This is a genomic window from Roseateles sp. NT4 (assembly GCF_051857475.1).
GTDB lineage: Bacteria > Pseudomonadota > Gammaproteobacteria > Burkholderiales > Burkholderiaceae_C > Pelomonas.
Window position 1 is genome coordinate 417,023 of the sequence record NZ_JBPZGZ010000002.1, and the last position, 16,671, is coordinate 433,693.

Consider the following 16,671-nt stretch of genomic DNA (forward strand, 5'->3'; position numbering starts at 1 on the left):
CGGCTAGGCGAGACGGCGCCACTGAGGGCGGTCTGGCGCCCTGGTGGGCGCGGACGCATGAGCGTCGGAGGTGACGGCGACCAAGCCGGCCGCGAGGCCAGTCGGCCACAGGCCTGCTGATGCATCGGCGGCTATGGCCGAGCTGCTGATGTGGCAAGAGGCGCAGTCGTTGTCGACGACCAGCTTCTTCGCCATGGGTTTCTTCGCTTCGGCGTCGTGCGCGTCAGCCTTGTGCTCGTGCTGATGATGGCCAAAGTGCTTCGCACCTTGCGTCGTCGTCTCGTGCTCGCAGTACGCGGCCGCAGCGCCCCAGGCGACCTGGAGCGGCAGCAGGAACGACAGCGCCATCAGAAAGGCGGCGGTCAGGCGGTGGAGGCGACGGATAGTCATCAGCATTGGCAGTCTAGCGGCTCCGGGTTTCCCAGTGCCCGCAGCATGTCGTCATCCTTGCTGCTCTGCCTCGGATGAAGCGCGTCCGTGCCAGAGGAAGAAGCCCAGCACGAACGCCAGGACGGCCGCCTGGGCGACGAGCCCGATGGTGGATGGGTACACCCCCAACAGTTCAAAGCGCGGGGACGGCAGCGCACTCGGGGCAATCCAACCGGCTTCCTGCAAAGCTTTGACCCCCTTGCCAGTGAGAACGACCGCAAGCACGGCGACGAGCCAGGAGCTGGCGGAGAAGAACTTGCCGATGGGCAACCTTGCGCTGAAGCGCAGAAGCAGGACCGTGATTGCTGCCAAGGACAGGACACCAGCCGCCAAGCCGGCCAAGATGGCGTGGTCATTGCCCTGGCCCCAAAGCGCCGCGTAGAACAGGATGGTCTCGAAAACTTCGCGATACACCGCGATGAAGGCCAGGCCGAACATGAAGAACGCCGACTTTCGGTTCAGGGCCGCAGACATGCGCTCACGCAAATACGCCTGCCACTGCCCGGCAACGCTCTTCTGGTGCATCCAGACACCAACGCTCACGAGCACTGCCGCAGCGAAGAGGCTCGACAACCCTTCCGTCACCTCCCGGTTCGCCCCAGTGATGGTGACGAGATACGTTGCCGCACCCCACGTCGCCGCGCCTGCAAGGAGCGCCGTCAGCCAGCCGGTGTGGACGTAGGCAAGGACGTCTGGGCGTTCCGCTTTGCGCAGGAACGCAATCATGGCGACCACAACCAGGAGGGCCTCAAGTCCCTCGCGCAGCAGGATGGTGAGGCTGCCCAGGAAGGCAGCTGTCCAGTCCGCCGTTGAGTCCGCAAGCACCTTGTCACCCAGTGTGAAGAGCTGCTCAACGTCGGCCGCCGATGCGGCCACTTGGTCGACCGGGGACTTGCCAGAGATGGTTGACCGGTAGCCGCTCATCGCCACTTCAATCTGGCTCTTCAGCGAGCCATCCTTGGCCGCGAGGGCATGCTCGTAGGGCTCAACACCGTCCAGGTAGGACGACAGGGCAAGTTCCTGGGCCTTCTTGAAGTCACCGGCCTTGTACGCGGCCAGGCTGTCCTTGAGCTGCTTGCGTGCTAGCGCCAGGCTGCCGTTTGCCGCCTGGCTCAGCGCATCGGGATGCACGTGCAGATAGGCCATCACGGCGCTTGCGTCCTTTTCGCCAAGCGACTCGGCCAAGTCGTTCTGTGTCAGGCCGACGAAGCGGTCGACGTTGGGGACAGCGGCTTTCGCCTTCTCTTCGGCCCAAACCTTCCTGCCTTGCTCGACTTCGGTGCTGTCATGCGCGAAGGTGCCCAGGTAGGTGGCCACGGCCCATCGGTCTTCTTCGGAGAGCTGACCGAACGCAGGCATCGCAGTTCCGGCGATGCCTTGCGACACAGCTTGGTAGAGCGCAAAGAGGCTGCGTTGGCGCGCACGCTCCTTGTTGGTGAACGCAACGGGCAGAGGGTTCAATGCCTTACCCACGGGGCCCATGCCGTCGCCCGCCAGGCCGTGGCAGCTCGCGCAGTTCTCGGCGTAGACCTTCGCGCCGAGCCTCACGTCCGGGACGTTCGACGGCGCCAGCGGGACGGCATAGGCCGCGACAAGGTGCTTGGCCAGAGCCTTGGACAACGTGCCGACCTTGCTCGCCTCAGCTCGGGCGCCGATGGCTGCCTCAAGCTCGGTAGCTTGAGCAATCAGTGCGGCCTTTTCGCCTTTGGCCTCCAGGCCTTCGATTTTCGTTCGCGCCGTCAGCACGAACTCCTTCATCTCGTCGTACTCGGACTGCGAGACGACCTTGCCATCTTTGACGGCACCGGCGTAGTCGACGGCCAGGTAGTCGAGGATTTGCCAGACGCGCTTCACGTCGGCTTCCGACGCTTGCGAAACGCCAGAGAAGATGAACGCAGCGAGGACGGCGAGGACCTTGGCGCTGCGATGGACTGTCTTAGTGAGACTCATTTCGGTTCTTGTGCAAAAAGATGGCCCGCGCAACGCGAGCCATTCGGTCGAGGACTTAGCGAGAGCTCTTCAACAGGCGCAGTCCGTTGAAGACAACCAGCAGGCTGGCACCCATGTCAGCAAAAACAGCCATCCACATCGTCGCGCTGCCGAACACGGCCAGCACGAAAAACACGGCCTTGATGCCAAGCGCCAAGACGATGTTCTGCCAAAGGATGGCGTAGGTCCGCTGGGACAGTCGGATGGTCTCGGGCACCTTGCGCAGGTCGTCGTTCATGATGAGCACGTCGGCCGCTTCCTTGGCCGTATCGGTGCCGGCGCCACCCATCGAGAAGCCCACGGTAGCCGCAGCCAAGCTTGGCGAATCATTGACGCCATCGCCGACCATGCCCGTCTGCAGGGTTTGGCCCAGCTCGGTAATCACCTTGAGTTTGTCTTCCGGCAGCAGGTTGGCCCGAACGTCGTCGATGCCGACCTGGTTGCCAATCGCCTTCGCGGTCGAGGGGTTGTCACCGGTCAGCATGATGGAACGCACGCCGAGAGCCTTCAGGTCGGCGACCGCCTGCCTGCTGGTTTCCTTGACGGTGTCGGCGACCGCGAACAGACCCAGGGCGCGTTCCTGGTCTGCCAGCAAAGACAGCGTGCGCCCTTGCGCTTCATGCTCTTCTAGCTTGGCCTCCAACTCAGCGGAGCACAGGCCACGCTCATGCACCCAGCGGTGATTGCCGAGGATGTACTGGCGGCCGTTGATGGTGCCGTGAACACCTCGGCCCATGTCGGCGCCGAAGTCTTCGACGGGCAGCGGTTCACCGACCAGGCCAGCCGCGACGGCCTTTGATACCGGGTGGTCAGAGCGGGATGCCAAGCTCTTTGCAACCTGCATCACCTGGGCTTCAGGCAATGTCTGCGACAACGCCGCTTGCGCAACGAGGCGCGGCTTGCCCTCGGTCAGGGTACCGGTCTTGTCCAGTGCGACGACCTTGAGCTTGCGGGCCTCTTCCAGATACACGCCGCCTTTGATGAGGATGCCGCGCCGAGCAGCTGCCGCAAGGCCGCTGACGACGGTCACGGGCGTCGAGATGACGAGTGCGCAAGGACAGGCGATGACGAGCAGGACCAGGGCCTTGTAGACAGCCGTCAACCACGGCCAGCCCATGAGTAAGGGTGTGCCGACAGCTACCGCCAGCGCCAGCACGAAGATGGCCGGTGTGTAGATGGCTGCGAACTTGTCGACAAAGCGCTGGGTTGGAGCACGCTGGCCTTGAGCCTCTTCAACTGCGTGGATGATGCGGGCCAGGACGGTGTCACTGGCGGCCTTGGTGACTTCGAACTCGAGCGCGCCAGCCTGGTTGATGGTTCCGGCAAAGACGTCATCGCCTGGAGTCTTGTCGACAGGGATGCTTTCGCCGGTGACAGGCGACTGGTCAACAGCACCTTGTCCTGCGGTCACGCGACCGTCGAGTGCAAACCGCTCACCCGGCTTCACGCGGGCAATGGAGCCGACGGCGACCGCCTTGGCGTCCACGCTGGTCCAAGCTCCGTCGGCTTGGCGAACCTCCACCTGGGGCGGGGACAGCGCGAGCAGCCCCGTGATGGCGTTGCGCGCCCGTTCTACCGAACGAGCCTCGATGAGTTCAGCCAGCGAATACAGCGCCATCACCATCGCCGCCTCTGGCCACTGACCGATGGCGAACGCACCGGCGACGGCCACCGACATCAGCGCGTTGATGTTGAGCTGGCCGCGCAGGAGGGAGGAGAGCCCCTTGCGGAACACAGCTAGACCCGAAAGTGCGATGGCCCCAGCGGCGACGGCCATGCCGACCACCTTCCACACCATCGTCTCTGGGGCCATGAAGTGGACCAGCTCTGCAGCGACGGCTACGACCAGCGCCGCAACCAGTCGAGTCAGCTCGGCACGCTGAGCTTTGGCCGTGTCTTCCGCAGGAGGCGGCGCCGACAGCGCTTCGGTCTTGAAGCCAAGGCTGTTGATGGCCGAAATCACGGGTTCCCAGGCCGAATGCGGGGCGTCGATGCTCAGCGCGCGTGCGGGTAAGTCGAACCGCAGTCCGCGCACATCGGCGAATTGCTCAAGGGCGCGGCGAATCTGCCCTTCCTCGGTCGGGCAGTCCATGGCGGGAATGCGCAGTAGGAGGCCTCCGGGCGCTGCCGATGTTGAAGCCGTGGGCTCAGCGCTGTGCGTTGCCCCACAACATGGAGCCTCAGGCGCGTGCGCGTGACCATGGGCGTGCCCGTGCCCGTGCCCGTGCTCGGTCCCGTGAGCATGGTCGTGCTCATGATGCTGGTCGCCGTGGTGGTGCTCGTGGGTGGTCATGCTTGCAGCTTTATCTGGATGCAGCGGCATTTGACAACCTGTAGCTACTACAGAGTCAAGTCCCTACAATTCCGCCAAAGCCAGCCTTGAGAACGCCCATGAAGATTGGTGACCTGTCCACGGCATCAGCCACCCCCATCGAGACAATCCGCTTCTATGAACGCGAGGGGCTGTTGCCTGCTCCCGGCCGCACGCAGGGCAATTTCCGGGTCTATGAGGCGCCGCATCTGGAGCGACTGCAGTTCATCAGGTACTGCCGAGGCCTCGACATGTCGCTGGACGAGGTTCGTGTGCTCCTGCGCTTCAAGGATGCGCCGACTGAGGATTGCGGTGACGTCAACGCGCTGCTGGACGAGCACATCGGGCACGTGTCGAAGCGCATCAAGGAGCTGCGTGTGCTGGAGAAGGAGCTCAAGCAGTTGCGGCTTCGCTGTGGCGAATCGCGTCAGGCTGACCAGTGCGGAATCCTCACTGGGTTGGAAGAAGCCTCACAAGAGCACGGCGTGTCGAGTGCCGAGCATCCCAGCAGCCATCTGCGCTCAGTTCATAAGCATTGAGCCAGCTCGCGGACGTTCAGACCGTGCGAAACCGTGCCGGCGCGGTCGGCTGCGCGACGGACTGGAGCTCACATTGCCACCAACCTACGTCGTGCCAATGCCCGTGTTTGAAGCCGACCTTGCGGTAGACGCCCAACGGCCGGTAACCCACGGATTCATGAAGCGCCACGCTGGCCGGGTTCGGAAGGGCGATGCCCGCGAAGGCCTGGCAGTAGCCTAGGTCGACCAGGATGCGGCTCAGCTCTCGATAGAGTGACTTGCCTACTCCTTGCCCACGCGCGTCCTCACGGATGTAGGCCGTGGTGTCGACCGACCATTGATACGCGGCACGCTCGCGGTGCTTGCTGGCATAGACGTAGCCGTTCACCCGACCGCTGGCGTCCTCGCTGACTAGCCACGGGAGGTCCTGCAGCGTCTTTTCGATGCGGGCGCGCATCTCGGCCACGGTCGGCACCTCGAGCTCGAAGGAGATGGTGGTGTCTCGCACGATAGGTTCGTAGATGTCGGCGATGGCCTGGGCGTCTTCGACGGTGGCGGGACGGATGTTCATGAGGCGGGTTGTGCTTTTGCGGTGACGGCAGAGGGGATGCTCGGGAGCAGAAACAACGCCAAGACCGCCAGCGCGCCCACGGTCGCCGAGACCGCCAGCGCACCGCTCCCCCAACGGTCGAGCGCGATGCCAAACAGCCACGGCGCCAAGGCCTGGGCCACTCGAGCTGGGACCATCAGCAGCCCTTGCCGGTGACCATAGCCTCGCGGCCCGAAGATGACCAGCGGCAGCGTCCCTTTGGCGATGGTCAGGATGCCGTTGCCGGCGCCATGGAGGACGCCGAACAACGCCGCTGCTGGCGCGCCAATGACGACAAACAGCAGCACGCCCAGCGGATGCATCGCAGCGGCAAGCCGGGCCGACAACAACGGGTGCACCTTGCGAAGCAAGCCGAACTCCAGAACCCGGGCAGCAACCTGCGAAGGCCCAATCAGCGCACCAACAAGGACTGCGCCTGCGAGCGAAACACCAGTGGCTTGCAGCAGCCGAGGCAGGTGCGCCGCCATCGCCGTGCTGATGAACCAGGTGGCGGCAAAGACAAACGACAGCGCCAGCGTCGAGCGAAGGGATGCTGCGCTGCCGGGGTTGTCCGGGCCCGACGGAGCGGCGGGGTTGGTCTCGTGCTCAACCGCCTGCGCGCGAGGTAGGAGCGCATTCAACGGCAAGCCCAGCAGGAGATGCAGTCCCGCCCACGTGAAGCAGGTGCCTCGCCAGCCGATGTGCGCTTCCAGGAAGGTGGACAGTGGCCAGCCGACCGTGCTGGCAAATCCCGCGATGAGGGTGATGCCGGTGATGGTGCCCCGCGAGTCTTTCCCGTACAGCCGCACCAACGCTGCAAACGCGGCTTCGTAGAGCCCGCTGCCCATCCCAGTGCCGAGCACAACCCACGCCGCGAAGAGTCCGACAGGTCCTTGCGCCAGGCCGAGCCCAGCGAGTCCTGTGGCGAACACCAGACTTGTGCCCATCAGCACCGGCCGGCCACCAAGTCGGTCGATGGCAGCGCCCGCCTTGGGCCCGAGCAGCGCCGACACGATAAGTGCCACCGAGAAGGCAGCGAACACCGTCGGCGTCGAGACGCCCAGGTCTCTTGCCATTGGCGCCGCGAGCATGGCCGGCAGGTAGTACGAGGACGCCCAGGCCAAGGTCTGGGCCGTTCCCAGAGCGGAGATGGTTCCAGAGCGCCCTAGCGACATGGTGCTGTTAGAGGGCGGTCAGTTGCAGCCGCAGCCTTGGGCGCCGGCAGCTTTGGCAGTTTCGTCTTTGACGCAGCAAGCCGACTCATCAACCTTGGGCGGGCCGCCGCAGCACGATGCAGCCGGCGCCGGCTGCTTGGCCGACGACCCACAGCCCTTCTTGACCGTTGGTAGCGGTAGTGCTGCGACTTCAGCCGCACTGACTCCGCAGCACGAGCCGCCTTCAGCACCATCTGTCGCGCTGCCGCTCGAGCTGCACACGCCGGTTTCCGGTAGGTCCAGCTCCACGCGGTCCGCAGCCTCAATGTCACCAGCGAGTGCTGCGACGACAGAGCGGGCCTGCTCGAAGCCAGTGGCCATCAGGAAGGTAGGCGCGCGTCCGTAGCTCTTGACGCCAACGGTGTACAGGCCCGGCTCCGGGTGCGCCAGCTCGCGGTGGCCGTGTGGACGAACCGTGCCACAGCTGTGTTCGTTGGGGTCGATGAGCGGGCCCAGGGCTTCCGTCGACTCAAGCCATGGGTCCAGCTTGACCCGAAGTTCGCTGGTCAGGGCGAGGTCGGGGCGCTGGCCGGTCGCACAGATGATTTCATCCACGCCGTCGATGTGCTTGGGCTGACCATCGCGGTCGACGCCGGAGACCAGCAGCTTTCCGCCCTCCTGGGAGATTTCGGTGATGCGCAGGCCCGCGTTGAATTCAAGCGCGCCGGTGTCCCGGAGCCGACGCAGGGACGAACCCAGGGCCCCACGAGCGGGAAGCGCATCTGCACTGCCGCCGCCGAACACGCGGGTCAGCACGGGCGTCCGAACGCTCCAGACCAGCTTGGTCGCCGGAGTCTGTTTCGCCAGGTCGGCCAGCAGCAGAAGCGAGTTCGCTGCGCTGTGTCCCGCGCCGACGACCAGCACCTTCTTGCCTTCATACCGAGGGCGATGTCGACGCAGGATGTCCGGGATGCCGTAGAAGATGTGGCCGGCGGCTTCCCGCTCGCCGATGGCGGGCAGGCCGCTGGCGCCCACGGGATTGGCAGTGTTCCAGGTGCCGGTGCTGTCGATGACGGCGCGAGCTCGCAACTCGAAGGGCCTGCCGTCGTGAACCGTCCTGATGACAAACGGCGCGGCCTCACGTCCCTTGCTCTTGACCTTGTCGAAGCCTTCACGAGACACGTGAAGCACCTTGGTGCGCAGATGCAGGACCTTGGCGACTTCCGGCAGCTCGGCGAAGGGCTGCAGCACGCGCTCAGCCACCTCGCCTGCCAGCGGCAATTCCGTGAGCGGCGGATGCGTCCATCCGGTGGGTTCCAGCAGCTTCGCCATGGTTGGGTCGACGTTGTACTGCCAGGGAGAGAACAGGCGCACGTGGCCGTAGTCGAGCAAGTTTGCCCCAACTGCGTCACCGGCCTCGAGGATGAAGAACGGCAGCTTGCGTTCAATAAGCTTGGCCGCTGCGGCCAGGCCGATGGGGCCGGCGCCGAGGACGGCCACGGGTAGTTCAGAGATAGAAGTCGACATGTGGTACTCCGACAGTTGAGGGTGGTCAGCAGCAGGAGCTAGCCCCAGCCGTCTCGACAGCGGGCAAGCCTTTGCAGCAGTTTTCAGTGAGGAAGCCGATGACGCCGTCCATGCGGTCGTAGGCGGCGCGGTAGACGACGTTGCGACCGACACGCTCGTTGTTCACCAGGCCTGCTGCGACAAGCTCCTTCAGGTGCGTCGCCAAGGTGCTCTGGGGCAGTTCTGGCTCGACGGACTTTCCAAGGTCGGTGGGCGTGGCGCCTTCCCGGCCGGCTTGAACGAGCGAGCGGAACACATCAAGCCTCGCGGGGTGGGCCAGTGCGGCGAGCGCAACGATGACTTCGGATTTGGAGACCATAAATCGTAATATCGGGAAAACTCGATTTATCGTAGAAGCAAGGACAGGGCGGGTCAAGCGGCAATAGCTGAGACGGAAGGCCTAGATGGCCCGTTGGTTCACGCGCTTGGACAGTTCTTCAGCGCTCTCTTTGCGCTCGCTGTAGCGGTCGACCAGGTAGGGCCCCAGGTCGCGGGTGAGCAATGTGAACTTGAACAGCTCTTCCATGACGTCGACTACCCGGTCATAGAAGGACGATGGCTTCATCCGGCCCTCTTCGGTGAACTCCGCGAATGCCTTCGCTACCGAGGACTGGTTCGGGATGGTCAGCATTCGCATCCAACGCCCAAGCACGCGCATTTGGTTCACCGCGTTGAACGACTGGGAGCCGCCGGACACCTGCATCACCGCGAGCGTCTTCCCTTGTGTCGGGCGAACAGCGCCGGAGGACAGAGGAATCCAGTCAATCTGAGACTTCATGACGCCGGTCATGGCGCCATGCCGCTCTGGCGAGCACCAGACCATGCCTTCGGACCAGGCGGCCAACTGGCGCAGCTCCTGGACCTTCGGATGACTGTCGGGTGCGCCATCCGGCAGTGGAAGACCGGTGGGGTCGAAGACGCGCACTTCACCGCCCATCGCTTCAAGCAGCCGCGCGGCTTCGAAGGTCAGCAGCCGGCTGTAAGACCGCTCGCGCAGCGACCCGTAGAGAAGCAGAAAGCGTGGCCGGTGCTGCGATGGAGCCGGACCGGTGAGCCGCTCTTGGGTCGGCACATCGAACAGTTCCGCATTCAGCGCCGGGAAGGTGGCATCGGGGAACAGCAGGTCAGACATGACTTGTCCTTGACGGCGCGTTCTCCGTCGCCACAACCGGGGTGCCGACAGTCTTGGGCTGAAGGAGCTGATGCACGCCCACAGCGACGGCGGCGCCGACAAGTTGGGCGACGACGAAGGCGGGGGCACTGACGGGCGCGATGCCCGCGAAGCTGTCGCTGAACATGCGACCGAACACTGCCGCTGGGTTGGCGAACGACGTCGAGGCAGTGAACCAGTACGCAGCACCGATATAGGCGGCGACCATGGCAGAGGCCCGGCCGGCCGGTGCCCGCAGGATGACCAGCAGCAGCCCGAAAGTCGCAACGCCCTCCGCAATCCATTGACCAGTGCCAGTCCGCAACTTCGTCGAGAACTGCAGGATGGTCATGTCGAACATCGCGTGAGCCAGCCAAGCGCCAAGCATTGCGCCCAGCAGCTGCATCGCGACGTACGGCACCAGCAACCCCTTGGGGAGCTCTCCGCGCATCGCCATCACCAGCGACACGGCGGGATTGAAGTGGGCTCCGCTGATGGGGCCAAAGACCTCGATGAGGATATAGAGGCCGCCGGCGGTGGCGAGCGTGTTTGCCAGCAATGCGATGGCGACATTGCCGGCGGAAAGGCGCTCGGCCATGATTCCCGAACCAATGACGACGGCGAGCAACAGGGCCGTGCCAAGCAGCTCGGCCAAGAGCTTCTGCGGTGCTGCGGTCATGTCAGGTCGCGGAGATGGCGGTCAATGCGGTTTGCAGCTCCGCCTTGGTCATTGTTTCCAGCGGCAGCTGCAGCAGCTGCAGCATGCGATAGCCAATAGCCTGGCGGGTCAGCTCGAACGCGCGGCGCTTGCCTTCATCACCACCCTCGGCGTTCGACGGGTCCGGATAGCCCCAGTGGACCTTGACCGGTTGGCCATTGCCACCAAAGAAGACCGGGCACTGCTCAGCGGCTGCGCTGTCGCAGACGGTGATGACGATGGACAGCGGTGCAGCCTCTGGGGTCGTGAACTCGTCCCAGCTCTTGCTACGGTAGGCGCTAGTGTCAATGCCGGCGTTCTGCAGTGCCTCGACGGCGAAGGGATTGATGCGACCGCTTGGGGCGCTACCAGCGCTGTGAGCATGCACGTCCTTGCCGAGCTTCTGAGCCCAGTGGTTGAGCATCCCCTCGCTTAGGACGCTGCGGGCGGAGTTGTGGGTGCAGAGGATGAGGACGTGGGTGGTCATGGAGCGACTCAGCGAGTACCGATTTGTTTGATTTCATGCTGGATGGCGAGCGGCTCCAGCTTCGTGAGGGGAAGCGCCATCAACAGCTCGATGCGGCGCTTGAGGGTGATGGCAACGTCCCGGAACGCCTGGAGCTTTGCGGCGTCGCTGCCTTCCACGGCAGCCGGGTCAGGCACGCCCCAATGCGCGGTCATCGGTTGGCCAGGCCAGACGGGGCAGACTTCGCCGGCAGCTGAGTCACAGACGGTGAACACGAAGTCCATGATGGGCGAGCCCGCAACGGCGAACTCATCCCAGCCCTTGCTACGAAACCCCTCGGTCGGGATGTGCAGAGAAGCCAGCGTCTGAAGCGCCAGCGGATTGACGATGCCGGTCGGGCGGCTGCCAGCGGAGTAAGCCTTGAAGCGCCGGTCGCCCAGGCTGTTCATCAGGCCCTCGGCCATGATGGAGCGAGCCGAGTTGCCCGTGCAGATGAAGAGCACGTTGAAGGTGTTGTCGAGCATGGTGTTTCCAGGTCAGCAGGCGCAGGAGGCGTTGGATTCCACGGCACACGCGGCGCCCTGACAGCAGTTCTCGGTCAGGTAGCCCAGAAGTCCATTCATGCGGTCGTAGTTGGCGCGGTAGATGAGGTTGCGGCTTGCGCGCTCCTGGGTAACCAGGCCAGCGTTGACCAACTCCTTAAGGTGAAAGGACAAAGTGGCCGGCGGAGTTCCCAGGGCTTCATGGATGGCGCCCGGGGTGAGACCGGCGTCCCCCACGACAACCAGGGCACGGAACACTTGCAGCCGCAGGGGCTGGGCGAGCGCTGATAGCGCCTTGACCACTTCGTTTTCTTCCATGATTCCATTTTTATGGAATTCATGAATGATTGCAAGCGCCGTCTTTTTCGAAGGGGCCGCTCCAGCCGACAACGCACTTGTCAGTCCCAGGACGGCGTCATGCCCTTGGCCGTAAAGAAGGCGCGAGACCTGACGCCGATGTTGGGGCAGCTCGCCGAGTCGATGCCGAGCAGGGACTTCCGTTGATGAGCTATCGGCAGCGCCATCGGCTCGACCTCCGTGTCAGTCCTCATTGCTGCCCGAGCCACGCCTCGTAAGCTCACGCGGCGCGTCTGGGAAGCGCTCGCCACAAGAGCAGCGGAGGAGCCCATGAAATCGAATACCTTGCGAGCCGCCATCGTCGTCGCGGTTCTGGCCGTTGGCGCCTACTGGTACTGGTCGCCGTTCCTGGCAATGCACCAGATGCGCGAGGCAGCTAGAGCCGGGGATGCGGACGCCTTCAATGACTATGTCGACTATCCGCGGTTGCGCGAAAATCTGAAGGGCCAATTCAGCAGCCGACTCACGGACAAGATGGCGTCTGACCCTGAGCCAAAGAACGAATACGCCAAGGCAGGCGCGGCGCTGGGCAGCATGTTTGCGGTAGCCCTCGTCGACAAGATGGTCGACGCGTTCGTGAGGCCAGATACGGTAATGCGGGCGATGCAGCAGGGCAAGGTGATGCCAAAGCGGTCACCGGAAGCGGCCGCCTCCGCCGTCGCCGTTGACGAGGCCGACAAGGTGAGGTGGACGTCAGAGCGCAAGAACGTGGACAAGCTGATTGCGTATGGCGGCAAGCCGGGTCAGTCCGAGAACCAGCGCGTCGGCTTCGTCCTTGAACGGACCGGGTTTGCGCGCTGGAAGCTGACTGAAATTCGGCTACCGGAGGCGCAATAGCCGCATCGGTCACTGACTCGGCTCGTGGCATCCTGCAACCAGCATCCGCATCGCGTTCATGCCCCAAGGAAAACCAACCGTCGAACAGCTCTGGAATGGGGAGGTCTCGTTCTTCTCCATCGACACTGACTTGATTCAGGCCGCTGGCTACAACTTCGAGGAGGGTGCGCTGCACCAACTGCCGAACCAGCTGCCACCATGGATGAAGCTGTTCATGAGCGAGGTGGTGGCGCAGGAAATCGTGCGCCATCGCATGCAGCCGGTCACGGAGGCGGTCGACAAGCTGACGGGTGCATCCAGTGACTTGAAGCGGCTCGCGAAGACGCCTCTCGAACCCTTAGACCATAGCTTCGCTGAGCCGCAGGTTGGCCGCGCCGCGGCAGCCTACTTCCGCGACCAAATCGAAGCCTATGCCGCGCGCTGCAGGGGTGCGGTGCTTCCGATTCAGGGCGAGTCGTTGACAGCTGAAATCTTCGGCCTCTACTTCGGCGACAAGGCACCGTTCGGCAAACGTCGCGACAAGAAGTCTGAGTTTCCCGATGCGACGTCGCTGCTGCTACTCGAGCAGCACGCCATCCAGAACGACACGACCGGAATCATCGCCTCCGGGGACGGGGGCTGGGCGGCCTTCGCCGAGGGCTCCGAACACCTTTACGCGGTCAAGTCCGTAGACGAGTTGGCCGAGCTTTTTGTCGCCACAAATGCGCATGCTCAGGCGCTGAGGGCCAAGATTGAGCAGGCCATATCCAACCCGGCTTCACCGCTCCGCGCTCAGCTGGCCGAGGAGCTTCGCGAGCACGTGACCGAGGCCGATTGGGACGTCAGCGAGGTTTTCTCAAGCTCGGGCCGGGTCGAGGCGGAGGTCTACGCCGTCGACATGTCTGGCTATGAAGTTCCTGAGGACCAAACCAAGGTTTGGGCTACGGCGGAAGACAGGACTACGTGGATTGTCGAGGTCACAGCACACGTAAAGGCAAGCGTGCACATCTCAGTGGACTTCTTCATCTGGGACTCCATCGACAGAGAAGAGCTCAGTTTTGGGAACGAGAGCGTCACCCACGAGACGGAGCTTGAGCTGAAGGCGTTCCTGACATGCTCGGACGTGCAGCTCGATTCGGAGCCTGCTGCGTGGAGCATAGAAACCGATTTGGCCAGTGGCAGCTATTCGGTGGGCGACCTTGAGGTCGAGCAGGACTTCGGGAGCGACGACTAGCCATGCCAGGCACGCTGACGGCGAAGCCGATGGGCACGGGCAAGCGTGAAGTACCGGCGCGTTCTACCGCGTCACGCCTATCGCCGGCGACTACGGCCAGTTCATAGGCGGACTTGCAAGGGCACCTCTCCGAGACAGCGCGGCAGTAGTACTTCGCCTTTTCACGACCTGGCCAGCGTCGTCGTTCTTCTGGCGCGCCGCGGCCTTGCAATTCGTGTCGCGCTACGCGCTGATTGGCGGCGTACCGAGGCGCTGCTTTCTCATCCACGCGCGCGTGCCGCCGCCTTCTCTTTTCTCTGTTTTCTCTTTTCTGCAAGGCCGGCGACGACTAAGGGCGCGAGATGTGGAGCTGTAGAAGGGACTTACGTTCGACCGACGGAAGTCGGCAGGGAGACGGAGACTAGGTCTCAGGGAGGTGCCGTCTAAGTCGGCGGGAGCCACAGGCTAAGTCCCGGGGAGCCACTGTCTAGGCCGAGGGCGCAACAGCAGGGCACGGGGAGCCGCGGTCTAACCTCACAGGGAGCAGCAGACTAGGTCTCAGGGAGCCACGGTCTAAGGTCAGAACTGAACCGGAGCCAGGTCGTCGTCGTCGGCCTTCAGGGTGACGTGCTCGAGCCGCCAGTGCATCAGCAGCCTTGCCCGACTTACCGGGATGTCCTGCTCTGACACGGCGAAGCAGCTTTTGAAATTTACGAGTTCGGCCGGCTGCCCGCTCTGCCCAGATAGCTTCTCTTCTGCAGCTTCGCTGACTTTGTCGGCGACGTCATCGACCGCATCCGCTGTGTCGAGAGGTTCGTCACCTGGCTGATAGACCAGCACGATGGTCAGCTCGTAGGGCATGCCGTCAGGGAGTTCTTGCTGGTCGCCCCCGGCCAAGTCGAAGTAGACAAACGAGATGAGCTCGCCGTGCGCTGCAAGAATTTTTGCCAGTCGCTTAGCGAAGCCGGTCGCCTCTAGGCGCCTGTTGAATGCGTCAGGAAATGCAGCTCGGTTGTAGCGTGAGCCCAGCCAGCTGCGCAGCACCGCCAGTCCGGTGGGTTCGAGCGCGAAATCTTCTCGTGGCGCAAACGCTGCCAGTTCCGCTTTTGGCAGCGCCACCTTCCGACGAGCTTGGAGTTCAACGAACGCTTGCGCGCCGTCGCATGCCACCTCGAGGTGCAGCGTTTTCGGCGTCTTGCCCCACGCGAAGTTCCCGTCAGGCTTGGGTATCGCTCGCCCGACGATGACTTCGACTTCTGGCTCGACTTCGAGGTTGTCGTTGGCTAGGTCACAGTCGTGGCTGATGACGATGACCAGCGTGTCACCGGGGTGGGAATGGTGCTCAAGGCCAAATGCAGCGGCGGCCTCCGAGGACAACGCGTGGCCTTGGCGCCATGGCGTATCGCGCGTCCACTCGGGGGCGGCCTGCGGCATTGATGGTCAGACGTCCTCGCTGAAGGCAGGGGTGCCCATGTCGCCCACTTGCGGACGCGCGGAATGGCCGGCCAGCAACATGTCGAGCTTGCCGCGTGACTCGGCAGTTCGCTTCTCCAGACGGATGAGCTTTTGAGCAACCTCTGCGCCGTCAGCGCCATCGCGCAGGAGGGCAAGCAGCGATTTCCCGGCGGACACGGTCTTGTCCAGCATCACTGCGGTCGGCTTGAAACCCTGTTCAGTGAATACGGCCGCAGCTGCAGCGAGCTGACGCAGCCGCTGCTGATGCACTTCCTTGGGCGTCTCGCCGGCGAGCCAGTTGTACAGGGTCTGGCGAGACACGCCGAAGACTTCGGGGAGCCGGCTCATCGTGCGGCCGAATCCCTGCTTGACCTCCGCCATCCTGTCGGCCCAGGGGCCAGCCGAAGGCTCTTCCACGCGCTCCTCGAGAGGGAACGGCTTGTAGCCATGGCGCAGACGGAAGAACGTCTCGCTGGCAAGGCCACCGGTGCCCACGTCGCCAATCCGGAACTGAGTCGGCGGGCGCTCCTCCACCACCACTCGCAGGTAGACGGCGGGGACTGTTTGAAAAAGGTTTGCGTACGCTTCAGCAGCGCCCGGCATCACTGGCTCCAGACCTTGAAAGCATGTTCAGTCGCAGACGCTCGAAATGAGTCCCCGATGACCACGTGGATTGCATCGAGTTGCTTGTTGATGGCGGTCAGGTCGAAATCCGACCTATCTGAAATGACGCCATCGTTGTCGAGGATAGCGTGTCGTCCAGCGAAGGTCACCACCGGGCTCGGGTCGAACGTCATCTCACCAGGTGATAGGTCAGGCGGGAATGACAACCCCCCTTCTTGAATCACGACCCGTGACCGCAGCACTATGTTGTCGACTTGGGAAAGCGTTTCCGAGTACGACTGCATGACAGCCCCCTTGAGCCTGGCACTGAGCCCAAGAACTTCGGGGTGCAAGTAGGCCTCCAAGGCGTCTTCAGCGAACGGAACGACACGGTCCAAGTACCGAAGCCCCACCCGCTCAACGAAGGCCAGCTGGACGGCCTCGTGGACCACTGCCAGGCCTTTGGTGAAGGCTTTGCTGAATTCCTCGAACCGGCCGTATTGGGTGGACTGCAGCGTAAGGGAGTCTTGGTCCAGAACGAACGCGTGCTTGCGGTCAGCTGAGCCGAACGTGAAGCGCTCACGTGGGATTGGCGTCGGCGCTGACTTCCCATCGAGGCTGAACTGCAAAACGAAGGAGGTTTGGGTGCTGAAGTCCGGGTATCCAGCCTTCCGCATCTGCTCTTGGATGGGCGGAAGAAAGTCCTGCAGCTTGAGTAGCGGGTTGAATCTCACCTGGGCAAGGGTGAAGTACACCGGCGGATTTTTTAGTGGCGTGCCCATCGCTACTCCCGTGACGGCGGTTTACAGTTCGGTT

Annotated in this window: 18 protein-coding genes; 3 read left to right on the top strand and 15 right to left on the bottom strand. The window is 63.5% G+C overall.

The genetic code is table 11. The features are described from left to right. Positions 1-3 precede the first annotated feature (3 nt). Genes czcI through ACS5PN_RS11525 form a run of 3 tightly spaced genes read right to left on the bottom strand, consistent with a single transcriptional unit; the run spans position 4 to position 4,510 of the window. A complete protein-coding gene (czcI, locus tag ACS5PN_RS11515; RefSeq protein WP_439464088.1) occupies positions 4-396 on the bottom strand; it encodes a cation efflux protein, CzcI family in 393 nt (130 codons plus the stop codon). A 45-nt stretch (positions 397-441) separates the two neighbouring features. Then, positions 442-2,379: an FTR1 family protein gene (locus ACS5PN_RS11520; RefSeq protein ID WP_439464089.1), complete on the bottom strand. Its 1,938-nt coding sequence runs from the start codon at positions 2,377-2,379 to the stop codon at positions 442-444. Positions 2,380-2,434: 55 nt separating this feature from the next. Next, positions 2,435-4,510, bottom strand: coding sequence for a heavy metal translocating P-type ATPase (locus ACS5PN_RS11525; RefSeq protein ID WP_439464090.1), 2,076 nt, complete (start codon positions 4,508-4,510; stop codon positions 2,435-2,437). A gap of 299 nt (positions 4,511-4,809) precedes the next feature. On the opposite strand from ACS5PN_RS11525, the gene cadR reads away from it, so the two are divergent. Continuing rightward, positions 4,810-5,268, top strand: a complete 459-nt coding sequence (cadR, locus tag ACS5PN_RS11530) for a Cd(II)/Pb(II)-responsive transcriptional regulator (protein ID WP_439464091.1) — start codon at positions 4,810-4,812, stop codon at positions 5,266-5,268. Between the two features lie 16 nt (positions 5,269-5,284). Here cadR and ACS5PN_RS11535 read toward each other — a convergent pair whose 3' ends face one another. The 9 genes from ACS5PN_RS11535 to ACS5PN_RS11575 all read right to left on the bottom strand — a co-directional run bounded on the left by ACS5PN_RS11535 (position 5,285) and on the right by ACS5PN_RS11575 (position 11,729). Continuing rightward, complete coding sequence (locus tag ACS5PN_RS11535; protein WP_439464092.1) at positions 5,285-5,818, bottom strand: arsinothricin resistance N-acetyltransferase ArsN1 family B; 534 nt, start codon at positions 5,816-5,818, stop codon at positions 5,285-5,287. Next, positions 5,815-7,011 (bottom strand): MFS transporter, encoded by a 1,197-nt coding sequence (locus ACS5PN_RS11540; protein ID WP_439464093.1) that lies wholly within the window; start codon positions 7,009-7,011, stop codon positions 5,815-5,817. Before ACS5PN_RS11540 ends, ACS5PN_RS11535 begins: the two co-directional genes overlap by 4 nt. Before the next feature lie 18 nt (positions 7,012-7,029). Then, positions 7,030-8,517, bottom strand: a complete 1,488-nt coding sequence (locus ACS5PN_RS11545) for an NAD(P)-binding domain-containing protein (protein ID WP_439464094.1) — start codon at positions 8,515-8,517, stop codon at positions 7,030-7,032. A 25-nt stretch (positions 8,518-8,542) separates the two neighbouring features. Continuing rightward, positions 8,543-8,875, bottom strand: coding sequence for an ArsR/SmtB family transcription factor (locus ACS5PN_RS11550; protein WP_439464095.1), 333 nt, complete (start codon positions 8,873-8,875; stop codon positions 8,543-8,545). Between the two features lie 81 nt (positions 8,876-8,956). After that, on the bottom strand, positions 8,957-9,688 hold the full coding sequence (gene arsH / locus ACS5PN_RS11555) for an arsenical resistance protein ArsH (RefSeq protein WP_439464096.1): 732 nt from the start codon (positions 9,686-9,688) through the stop codon (positions 8,957-8,959). Next, positions 9,681-10,385: an aquaporin gene (locus ACS5PN_RS11560; protein WP_439464097.1), complete on the bottom strand. Its 705-nt coding sequence runs from the start codon at positions 10,383-10,385 to the stop codon at positions 9,681-9,683. Before ACS5PN_RS11560 ends, arsH begins: the two co-directional genes overlap by 8 nt. A 1-nt stretch (position 10,386) precedes the next feature. After that, entirely contained in the window at positions 10,387-10,890 is a 504-nt protein-coding gene (locus ACS5PN_RS11565; protein WP_439464098.1) for an arsenate reductase ArsC, read from the bottom strand. Positions 10,891-10,898: 8 nt separating this feature from the next. Next, on the bottom strand, positions 10,899-11,393 hold the full coding sequence (locus ACS5PN_RS11570; RefSeq protein ID WP_439464099.1) for an arsenate reductase ArsC: 495 nt from the start codon (positions 11,391-11,393) through the stop codon (positions 10,899-10,901). A gap of 12 nt (positions 11,394-11,405) precedes the next feature. Continuing rightward, positions 11,406-11,729, bottom strand: a complete 324-nt coding sequence (locus ACS5PN_RS11575) for an ArsR/SmtB family transcription factor (protein ID WP_439464100.1) — start codon at positions 11,727-11,729, stop codon at positions 11,406-11,408. A gap of 309 nt (positions 11,730-12,038) precedes the next feature. Here ACS5PN_RS11575 and ACS5PN_RS11580 point away from each other — a divergent pair, with 309 nt between their 5' ends. Both ACS5PN_RS11580 and ACS5PN_RS11585 read left to right on the top strand, forming a co-directional pair. After that, positions 12,039-12,605, top strand: coding sequence for a DUF2939 domain-containing protein (locus ACS5PN_RS11580; protein ID WP_439464101.1), 567 nt, complete (start codon positions 12,039-12,041; stop codon positions 12,603-12,605). Positions 12,606-12,663: 58 nt separating this feature from the next. After that, positions 12,664-13,818, top strand: a complete 1,155-nt coding sequence (locus tag ACS5PN_RS11585) for a PIN domain-containing protein (RefSeq protein ID WP_439464102.1) — start codon at positions 12,664-12,666, stop codon at positions 13,816-13,818. A 558-nt stretch (positions 13,819-14,376) separates the two neighbouring features. On the opposite strand, the gene ACS5PN_RS11590 is transcribed toward ACS5PN_RS11585, so the two are convergent. Genes ACS5PN_RS11590 through ACS5PN_RS11600 form a run of 3 tightly spaced genes read right to left on the bottom strand, consistent with a single transcriptional unit; the run spans position 14,377 to position 16,637 of the window. Further along, positions 14,377-15,231, bottom strand: a complete 855-nt coding sequence (locus ACS5PN_RS11590) for a hypothetical protein (RefSeq protein ID WP_439464103.1) — start codon at positions 15,229-15,231, stop codon at positions 14,377-14,379. Between the two features lie 6 nt (positions 15,232-15,237). Then, on the bottom strand, positions 15,238-15,855 hold the full coding sequence (locus ACS5PN_RS11595) for a hypothetical protein (RefSeq protein WP_439464104.1): 618 nt from the start codon (positions 15,853-15,855) through the stop codon (positions 15,238-15,240). Then, entirely contained in the window at positions 15,855-16,637 is a 783-nt protein-coding gene (locus ACS5PN_RS11600; RefSeq protein ID WP_439464105.1) for a TIGR04255 family protein, read from the bottom strand. The genes ACS5PN_RS11595 and ACS5PN_RS11600 overlap by 1 nt, the downstream gene beginning before the upstream one ends. Positions 16,638-16,671: the final 34 nt, after the last annotated feature.